This window comes from Sphingosinicella sp., assembly GCF_052387495.1.
Taxonomy (GTDB): domain Bacteria; phylum Pseudomonadota; class Alphaproteobacteria; order Sphingomonadales; family Sphingomonadaceae; genus Allosphingosinicella.
The window spans coordinates 1-8591 of the sequence record NZ_JBQTJC010000064.1; the positions used below are offsets into that span (position 1 = coordinate 1).

The 8591-nt window shown below is 66.0% G+C and carries 8 protein-coding genes and 1 pseudogene; 7 read left to right on the plus strand and 2 right to left on the minus strand.

All coding sequences use genetic code 11. The features are described 5' to 3' along the window. Positions 1-95 precede the first annotated feature (95 nt). Complete coding sequence (locus tag ACT4N8_RS03540) at positions 96-1094, minus strand: YncE family protein (protein ID WP_444856757.1); 999 nt, start codon at positions 1092-1094, stop codon at positions 96-98. A gap of 82 nt (positions 1095-1176) precedes the next feature. Between ACT4N8_RS03540 and ACT4N8_RS03545 the strand changes: the two genes are divergently transcribed. The 6 genes and pseudogenes from ACT4N8_RS03545 (at position 1177) to ACT4N8_RS03570 (ending at position 6047) form a co-directional block, all read left to right on the plus strand. Then, positions 1177-1908 (plus strand): D-Ala-D-Ala carboxypeptidase family metallohydrolase, encoded by a 732-nt coding sequence (locus tag ACT4N8_RS03545; protein ID WP_444856758.1) that lies wholly within the window; start codon positions 1177-1179, stop codon positions 1906-1908. Positions 1909-2119: 211 nt separating this feature from the next. After that, positions 2120-3100 carry a hypothetical protein gene (locus ACT4N8_RS03550; RefSeq protein WP_444856759.1) on the plus strand — a complete coding sequence of 327 codons (981 nt, stop codon included), beginning with the start codon at positions 2120-2122 and terminating at the stop codon, positions 3098-3100. Positions 3101-3394: 294 nt separating this feature from the next. Next, positions 3395-3556 carry a hypothetical protein gene (locus tag ACT4N8_RS03555; RefSeq protein WP_444856760.1) on the plus strand — a complete coding sequence of 54 codons (162 nt, stop codon included), beginning with the start codon at positions 3395-3397 and terminating at the stop codon, positions 3554-3556. Positions 3557-3700: 144 nt separating this feature from the next. Next, positions 3701-3927: pseudogene (locus ACT4N8_RS03560) on the plus strand (hypothetical protein); the annotation flags it as partial. Positions 3928-4098: 171 nt separating this feature from the next. Then, the gene (locus tag ACT4N8_RS03565) at positions 4099-4854 is read left to right on the plus strand and encodes a hypothetical protein (protein ID WP_444856761.1); all 756 of its coding nucleotides are present in this window, start codon (positions 4099-4101) and stop codon (positions 4852-4854) included. Positions 4855-4982: 128 nt separating this feature from the next. Continuing rightward, positions 4983-6047 (plus strand): M23 family metallopeptidase, encoded by a 1065-nt coding sequence (locus ACT4N8_RS03570; RefSeq protein WP_444856762.1) that lies wholly within the window; start codon positions 4983-4985, stop codon positions 6045-6047. Positions 6048-6094: 47 nt separating this feature from the next. On the opposite strand, the gene ACT4N8_RS03575 is transcribed toward ACT4N8_RS03570, so the two are convergent. Further along, the gene (locus ACT4N8_RS03575) at positions 6095-7189 is read right to left on the minus strand and encodes a sensor histidine kinase (protein ID WP_444856763.1); all 1095 of its coding nucleotides are present in this window, start codon (positions 7187-7189) and stop codon (positions 6095-6097) included. A 401-nt stretch (positions 7190-7590) separates the two neighbouring features. On the opposite strand from ACT4N8_RS03575, the gene ACT4N8_RS03580 reads away from it, so the two are divergent. Continuing rightward, positions 7591-8591: GTP-binding protein (locus tag ACT4N8_RS03580; RefSeq protein WP_444856764.1), on the plus strand; the 1001-nt coding region annotated here is incomplete at its 3' end.

Genomic DNA, 8591 nt, shown 5'->3' on the forward strand with positions numbered 1-8591 from the left:
TGACGGGCGCTTCGAAGACCGGAGAATCGCGCCTCCAATCGCTAATGGCGGCTCAACGAATCTGCTTGCCGCCGTCTTCACCATCTAACCCGCGGTCAGGGCGCGATGGCGAGCCCGTCCCCCTGCGCGCCCGCGGCGAGGCGCCGCAGCACCCGGCCCGAGGCGAGATCGACCTCCGCGACCCGGTTGCGCCCGGTCTCGGCGGCGTAGAGCCGGCGGCCGTCCGCCGAGAAGAGGATGGTGACCTGCCCCGCCGCCTGCTCGCCGCTCACGACGATCTCGCGCGCGGCCGCGCGGGTGCGCGCGTCGATGATTGTGAGGCTGCCGGTGCCGAGATTGGAGGTGACGATCCAGCGCCCGTCGGGGCTGGCCAGCACCCGGATCGGCACCGCGCCGGTGCGCACCTCCGCCAGCCGCGCGAAGCTCGCCGCGTCATATGCCTGGACCCGCGCGCCCTCGAGATCGCCGACCCAGAGCGTGCGCCCGTCCGGGGTCAGCGCGATCCCCTCGGGCCGCCCGCCGACCGCGATGTCGCGCAGCTTGGTGCCCCGGGCGAGATCGAGCACGCTGACCGTCCCCGAGCCGATATTGGCGGTGAAGGCGCGGCGGCGGTCGGGCGAGACCGCGACCATGTGCGTCCCCTCCGGCCCGGTCGATATAGCGCTCACCGCGTCACCGTTGCGCGTGTCGACGATGGTCAGCGACTGGCTGCGCTCGGTGGTGGCGACGATGCGGCCGTCCTCGAGCCAGACGATGCCGTGCGGCCCCTCGTTGGGCGAAAGGTCGATCGTCCGCAGCCGCGTCCGCGAGGCGACGTCGAAAATGTCGATGGCGCGCGCGCCGTAGGAGACGACCGCCGCCTGGGCACCGTCCGGCGACACCGCGATCTCGTGCGGCATCCGCCCGGTCTCGGCCCGCCCGAGCTCGCGGCCCGTGGCGAGATCGATGAAGCTCAATGTGTTCTCGCCCTTGTTGCCGACGAGCAGGGTCCCGGTCACCCCGGGTCCGCCCGGCATTGGGGCGGGCTGGGCGTTGCTGTCGCTCTGCCCGCAGGCGAGCGCGGCGAAGGCGGCAAGTCCGATCAGCAGCTTCATGTCCATCCTCCCGAGCCCAGCCGCAGCCTAACGCGGGCGCCACGGGGTGCAACCGTCCGATCATGCGAATATAGGAAGCGCCATGCGCCGCCTGTTCCTCGCCGCCCTCGCCGCGGCCGCCGTCCTCGCCGCCCCCGCCCACGCGCAGGAGCTGCCCGACGAGGGCCAGAGCGAGGCGGGCTATCAAGCCTGGCTCGCCGCCCATCCGCACCTCACCGGCACGATCCTGTCGTTCGAGGCCTGGCAGGACGCGGCGGGCGTGCGCGGCGTCCTCCCCACCTGGCAGATATTGCGCACCGCCAGCATGTGGCGGACCTGCGGCGGCCAGCCGTTCGAAATCCCGCCCTTCCGGCTTTGGCCGGGCCTGACCCAAACGCTCCGCTTCATCCGCGATCATGTGAAGCCCGTATTGGGCGAGGTCGACGCGGTCTCGGGCTATCGTAACCCGGCGCTCAACGTCTGCGCCCGCGGCTCGGACCGCAGCGCCCATCTCGATTATTTCGCGCTCGATCTCGTCCCAAGGCAACCGCTTACCCGCCGCCAGCTCTTCGAGCGGCTCTGCCCGATGCACGCGCGCTTCGGCCCCGCCTCGGGCGCCGGCCTCGGCTTCTACGCCTTCCAGCGCTTCCACATCGACACGCGCAGCTTCCGCCGCTGGGGCGCCGCCGGCCCGGCGGGCAACGAAAGCCCCTGCGCCGTGCTCGAGCGCGGCGGCGACCCCGAAGCGCCCCCGCTCCCGCCGCCCGTCCCGGTCGTCACCACGCCCGCCCCGCCGCCGGTGACGCCGACCACGCCGCAGCCCGGGCAGCGTTAGGCGGGCTCTCCCGTCGTCATTCCGCAGGCGTCTCTCTCCTTTCGTCATGCCGGACTTGAACCGGCATCCGCCTTCTCCTGACAGCGCTGGAAAAAAGGCAGGCGGATCCCGGATCGGGGTCCGGGATGACGAGCGAGTGGCGAAGGCGGAGACCTTGCGCCCTACCAAAAAAACCCTTGCGCAATAGGATTTCGTTCTGTTTTTGTTCTCCATGAGCGAGAACGAACCCACCCCCGAGTCGCCGGACCCCCCGCCGCCCGATCCCGCCGCGCTGGCGGAGGGCGATCCCGAAATCGCCGCCTTGCTCGGCTTCGAGCCGGTGGTCCGCAAGTGCAAGCGCCGCGACGGCTGGACGGTGGAGCGCCAGCGCGGCTTCATCGCCGCCCTCGCCCGGATCGGCAATGTCGATTTCGCCGCGCACGAGGTCGGCCGCACCTCCGCCGGCGCCTGGAAGCTGAGGAGCGACGCAGGCGGCACCAGCTTCGCGGCGGCCTGGGACGGCGCGATCGATCTCTTCCACGCCCGCAATCCGGGCACCAGCCGCCGCGGCGGCCGCGCCCGCGGCGCCTGGGCGTCCCCGCCTCCGCCGCCCCCGCCGGAAGAGCCGGACGAGGACGCGCGATGGCAGGAGCTTTGTGACGGCATCCTGACGAAATATCTGCTGAAGCTGGAGGCCGAGCGCGAGGCGCGGCTCGCCGGACGCATCGTCGAGGCCGATTACTACGTCCGCCAGCTGACCTGGCTGGAGGTCGCGCTCGATCTCGGTGGCCTGGGCGAGCATGCGGTGGCGATGCTGATGGGATTGAAGCGCGGCGAGCGGCACGCCGGCCAGATCGCCGCGACGCCGGTCAGCCTGCTCCTCGATCAGCTCCGCCGCGCCTATTGGGAGGAGGAAGGGGGACCGGAGCGCCCGCCGCCCCCGGCGCTCGGCCCCCATGCGGATGCGGACGCCTCGCCCGGCGAGCCGCTCGAATGCCAGTGGACCGGGTACGGCGAGGCCGACCGCGAGGCGCGGCAGCGCAAGGAGGCGATCCAGGCCGAAGCCCAACGCCTCTGGGAAGAGAAGGCGAAGACCGACGCCGCCGCCTGGGCGACGCGCCTCGGTTCCTCCCCCGGATTTCCGGGGGAGGGGGACCATCCAAAGGATGGTGGAGGGGCTTCTTCCAGCAACCGCGAGGAATCCCGGTCATGAAATTCTTCGTCCCCCTGTTCGAGCGGGAGGGCGAGCTCTTCTGGAACCTCGTGCACAGCCACCTCTTCTGCCGCTACCGCTTCGCGACCCCGCGGCGCATCCAGGCCCTGCTCTGGGAAGGCGACGCGGCGGACCCGCGCTCCGTCATCGTCGGACCTGAGCCACCGAGCGTAGTGACGCCGGCTGCATCGCAGCCGCCGGAGCAACGCGTAGAGCTGGCGAAGGCCGGCCGACAGGTCCGCACAGCGGAGCCTGATCGACGTCACGGACAATGGTCCGTGGCGGCACCGTCGCTTGGCTCACGGCGAAGAGGGCGACGCGGTCATGGTCATCCACGAATCCCAATTCCTCCCGGGCACGATGATGTTCGTCTGCACGCTCGGCATGTTCCTGGAGCGGGAGCCGCCGGCGGCGCTGGCGCTGACGGAGCACTGGCGGGTGGTGGAGTTTGAGTAGGGAAGTTTCGTCAACACAGGTCCGGTATGCGCCCTTGTGGGCCGCTCGATGGCGATACCGCATTGCTCCTGAGCGGACCGACTGCTTTCAGCAGCGAGTCCGGGGTTTTTCCTGCCGGCCAATGAAGGCCGCAGGAGAAGCACGATGGGACATTCTGCGTATGATCCGGCGTTTGCGGAACGCCGCCCCTGGAATTCCGGGCGCAAGATAGGAGCAAAGCGAGCTCTCAAGCCCCAGCAGGTCTGGGCCATTCGTTTCTGGTTGGATCGGGAGCGCCGACTGCGAGTCGGGCGCTGTTTGATCTGGCAATCGACAGCAAACTCCGCGGTTGCGACGTGGTCAAGGTGAAGATTGGGGACCTCGTGACCGGCGACATTGGCGGAAGGAACTGAAATCTGAATGGCGCTGCGGACATGGGCACCGGCAAGCACTGCGCTCATGTCCGGAATGGGTGGAAAGCGGACCTGCGGTGGAAAGCGGACCTGCGGTGGTCGCTAGGTCCGGTCGGCCCACCGTGTTATCCAGTCCGCATGGGATGGCTGATGAGCACGGCCGCAGCACCAGTCGGACCATCGAAGAGCGTGCGCAGGCGGCTTCGCAAGTCGCCATTCTTTACCATCCTCGGCCTCATGATGCTGGCACTGGCGCTTGCCGGCTTCTGGCCGCAATATTTTAGCGCAGTCACAGGCCGAACTCCTGAGGCGACTACGCGGTTTTGGTTGATCCATCTGCACGCCGCATTGTTCACGGTCTGGCTGCTTCTCTATATCTCCCAAGCGATGCTGATCATGACGGGGCAGGCGCGCGTCCACCAGAGGATGGGCCCGTGGCTCGCGGCGTACGGGTTCGCAATTGCCGCCGTCGGGCTCTATGCGGCCGGCTTGCTCGCAAATCGCCTTGGCCAGCGGGAGAACGACTTCGAAGCTGCCGCTGCGTTCGTCTTCTTTCCCGTCATCGACATGGTCTATTTTGCTGGCTTCCTCGCCACTGCCGTTATCTACCGAAGGCGTCCCGACCTCCACAAACGGGCAATGCTCCTTGCGACCTTTTCCATTGCCGTGGTCGGACTGGGCCGGCTGGTCGGCCGGACGGGGCTTGAGACCGTCGTGGTGTGGCAGTCGCTGAACCTCGCGCCGCTGCTGATCGCGATTGCTTGTGACATGTTCGTCTGCCGTAAAGTCTATCCCATCTTGGCGGTCGGGCTCGTCGTCCACCTTATCCGGCTGAATGCCGAGCATTTCGCCAATACGGAGGTTTGGCTGCCGATCGGCCGCGCGCTGATCGCTCCCTTCCGCTAGTTCGCCGGGCCGATCCGGGGCGAATGTCCGTCATGGGTCGAAAGCGGACGTTCGCTGTCAAGCGAACCGGCAGGCGCTGGTGTTTATCATAGCTTTGCAGCACCGGAATGGCATGCTACGATTGTAGCATGTCGATCACAATCTCACGACGATCGATGATGCTCGGCGCGGCGCTTGTCCCCTTGGGCGTCGGGGCGAAGGCGTTTGACAACGCGCTGCCTCTCCGCCTCGGCACCGTTCCGACCCGCATCTATCGGTCCGTCTTCAATCCGCGCGAGAACATGGACGGTTGGGTTTTCTTCCTGATGCTCGAAGCCTCGGAGGACGGACCGCTTATCCCCGTGTCACTTCGGATCGCTTACCATGCGGCTGGCGAAGTCGTTCGCGAAGAGGTCGTCAGAGGACCCTTGCTCGCCGCTATGGCGCGGCAGGACATCTCCCCAGCGCGGCTGACCGGCGACGCGCCGGACCCGCCCGCATATTGGCCCCAGGCGCTTCGTATCCACTGTTACCTTCCGCATGCACCCATGATCCAAGAACTGGGTTTGCAGCTTAGAGTGGCTGATGGGAGCGGCATCGAGCATCAGGTGGAAGCGCGAATCCCGATTATCGATTTTCAGCAACGCGCCGCGCTCATTTTTCCGTTCAGAGGGCCGGGCATCATCTCACAGGCAGGGGTTCTTGGCGGCGGCCATCGCAACCGCAGCGGCGGCTTCGCGATCGACGCACTTGGCCTCGACGAAAATCATGGGCCGATGCGTGCCCCGGGATCAGACCGGCCTCAGGATTATGCTGGCTGGGGTCGCCCGATCATCGCTCCCGGAACGGGGGTCGTGGTTCGCGCGCGCAATGATCGGCCGGACCAGCCGCGAGATGGAGTGAGCGACCCGGCCTATTTCGCTCCGGAATATCCCGGTGGCGGCGATGTCGGCAACTATATCGTTATCGACCATGGCGAGGGCGAGTTCAGCCTGATCGCGCACTTGCGGCTGGGCTCCGTCCGAGTGCGAACAGGGGACAGGGTCGCTCAAGCCCAGCCGATAGGCGAACTTGGCAATTCCGGCGACACGAGCGGTCCCCACATCCATTATCAGCTGCAGGACGGCCCGCGCTGGGAGTATGCCGATGGATTGCCGGTGCGGTTCGCAAACGTTTCGAACCTGACGCGCGGCAGCTATTTCAACGCCCGTTAAGTCCGCGTCGAAGGCGACCAACGTCCGCAATGGGTCGAAAGCGGACGTTAGCCTCCGCGGGGAAATTGGACGGTGAAGCATGCTCCGTGGCCATCCGCACGCCGACCGGCCTCCAGCGTTCCTTGGAGTTGTCTAGCAAGAGTGGTTACCACCCGCATTCCCAGACCTGCGGTTGCAGCGTATGGATCAAAGCCATCAAGCGACCCTTTTCCTTCATCGCACACGATAAGGCGATTGCTGTCGGCTGACGCCCGGAACGCTACATCTATCCTTCCAGCGCCATGCTTTGCGGCATTCGTCACGAGCTCGTTCGCAATCAACCCGATTGGCTGGATTGAGGTGGCCGGAACCATCTCCTCATTTCCCTCGACGACGATTACCCGGTCCAGAATGGCCGCGAGCTCGTCGCAGAGGCGCCGCAGGTAGGCGACGCAGGAAATCTCGTTCGCTGAATCGGCGTAAAAGTGGCGATGAACCTGCGCTACGGCTGCGACGCGGCGGGCGGCTTGTTCAAGATGTTCAGCTGCCTCGCCGACGTTGGGTGACCGACTTTGCATTGCAAGCAGGCCCGAAACGAACTGGAGGCTATTCATCACGCGATGATCAATCTCCTTCGCCATCAAGTTCGCCTTGGCCACCGCGTGCCGGGCTGAGAGCCTGAGTTCAAGCTGGTCCATCACGATCGAGGCCAGACCTTTCAGGTCCTCGATCTGCTCATTTTCGATCAGGCGGGGTTCTTTGTCGATCACGCACAACGTGCCGAGGTTGTGGCCGTTACTGGTGGTCAGGGGAACTGCGGCATAAAAGCGAAGGCCAAAGTCTCCCGCGACGAGCGGGTTCGCCAACGAACGAGGGTCCTTCTTGGCATCTTCGACTAGATAGGGCGTGTTGCCCAGGATGGCCGAAGCGCATAGCCCCGGCTCACGGCCGATCTGCTGAACGGGCAGTCCGTGATGTGACTTGAACCAGATCCGGTCCTCGTCGACGATGCTGATAATGGCAATCGGAACCGCGAACCGACGAGCGGCCAGAGCCGTGATTCGATCGAACGCCCCATCTGGCGGACTATCGAGAATGTCATAACGTCGGACTGCGGCCAGCCGATCAGCCTCGTTGGGTGGCAATTTTTCGGCGATTGGCATGATTGAACCCCGATACTCGAGCCCTCGAAGCGACTCCGCCTATCCTTGACCCGGTTTGGCAGATCGAATCAAACGAAATCCCTAAAAAAGAGTGCTTTAACGCGCAGGTGGCGAAGTGCCGCGCATCCAGCCCCAATCATTTGACGGCTCCTCATGCGTTGCGAATTGCCACGAAACTCCGCGTTATCTGCCTTGCCGGCGACTGCGGATTTTAACCTGGGTTATGGGTCGTTTCCGGTCGCAGGCCACACCTCGCGTGGAAAGCTGCTCTCGCGGTCGACGCGCCCACATACGGACCGACCGCTTCCGGCCAATTGCAGCCAACGGGCCGACGCATAGCCGGCTTTGCCAGCACCCGTCGCCCCTGCTAGGGCGCGCCATCCTCTCGTTCAGAAGCTCCGATGACCGATCTCAAAAAAATCAGAAATTTCAGTATTATCGCGCATATCGACCATGGCAAATCGACGCTGGCCGACCGGCTGATCCTCGCCACAGGCGGGCTGACCGAGCGGGAGATGACGACGGGGCAGGTGCTCGACAATATGGAGATCGAGCAGGAGCGCGGGATCACGATCAAGGCGCAGACGGTCCGGCTCGCCTACAAGGCGGCGGACGGGCTGGATTACGTCCTCAACCTGATGGACACGCCGGGGCACGTCGACTTCGCCTACGAGGTCAGCCGCAGCCTCGCCGCCTGCGAGGGCGCTTTGCTCGTGGTGGACGCCGCGCAGGGCGTGGAGGCGCAGACGCTCGCCAACGTCTACCAATCGATCGAGCATGACCACGAGATCGTCCCCGTCATCAACAAGATCGACCTGCCCGCGGCGGACGTCGACAAGGTGCGGACCGAGAGCGAGGACATCGTCGGGCTGCCGGCCAAGGGCGACTGGCGGGACGGCGGCGCGGTGCTGACCAGCGCCAAATCGGGCGTCGGCGTGCCCGACGTGCTCGAGGCGATCGTCACCCGCATCCCGCCGCCCACGGGCGACCCGGCCGCGCCCCTGAAGGCGATGCTGGTCGACTCCTGGTACGATTCCTATCTCGGCGTCGTCATCCTGATCCGCGTCATCGACGGCGCGATCAAGAAAGGCCAGCAGGTCAAGTTCATGGCCGCCGGCACCACGCATCTGGTGGACCGGGTCGGCGTCTTCCGCCCCAAGATCGAGCAGTTCGACGCGCTGGGGACGGGCGAGATCGGCTTCATCACCGCGCAGATCAAGGACGTCGCGGAAACCCGCGTCGGCGACACGATCACCGACGCCAAGCGGCCGACCGCGCAGGCGCTGCCGGGCTTCAAGCTGGTCCAGCCGGTCGTCTTCTGCGGCCTCTTCCCGACCGACGCCAACGATTTCGAGAAGCTCCGCGACAGCCTCGCCAAGCTGCGCCTCAACGACGCCAGCTT

Excerpts from the sequence above, each read along its gene's own strand:
- ACT4N8_RS03545 (WP_444856758.1), top strand. The coding sequence starts at position 1,177 with ATGCGCCGCCTGTTCCTCGCCGCCCTCGCCGCGGCCGCCGTCCTCGCC.
- ACT4N8_RS03565 (WP_444856761.1), top strand. The coding sequence starts at position 4,099 with ATGAGCACGGCCGCAGCACCAGTCGGACCATCGAAGAGCGTGCGCAGG.
- ACT4N8_RS03575 (WP_444856763.1), bottom strand. The coding sequence starts at position 7,189 with ATGCCAATCGCCGAAAAATTGCCACCCAACGAGGCTGATCGGCTGGCC.
- ACT4N8_RS03550 (WP_444856759.1), top strand. The coding sequence starts at position 2,120 with ATGAGCGAGAACGAACCCACCCCCGAGTCGCCGGACCCCCCGCCGCCC.
- ACT4N8_RS03570 (WP_444856762.1), top strand. The coding sequence starts at position 4,983 with ATGTCGATCACAATCTCACGACGATCGATGATGCTCGGCGCGGCGCTT.
- ACT4N8_RS03540 (WP_444856757.1), bottom strand. The coding sequence starts at position 1,094 with ATGAAGCTGCTGATCGGACTTGCCGCCTTCGCCGCGCTCGCCTGCGGG.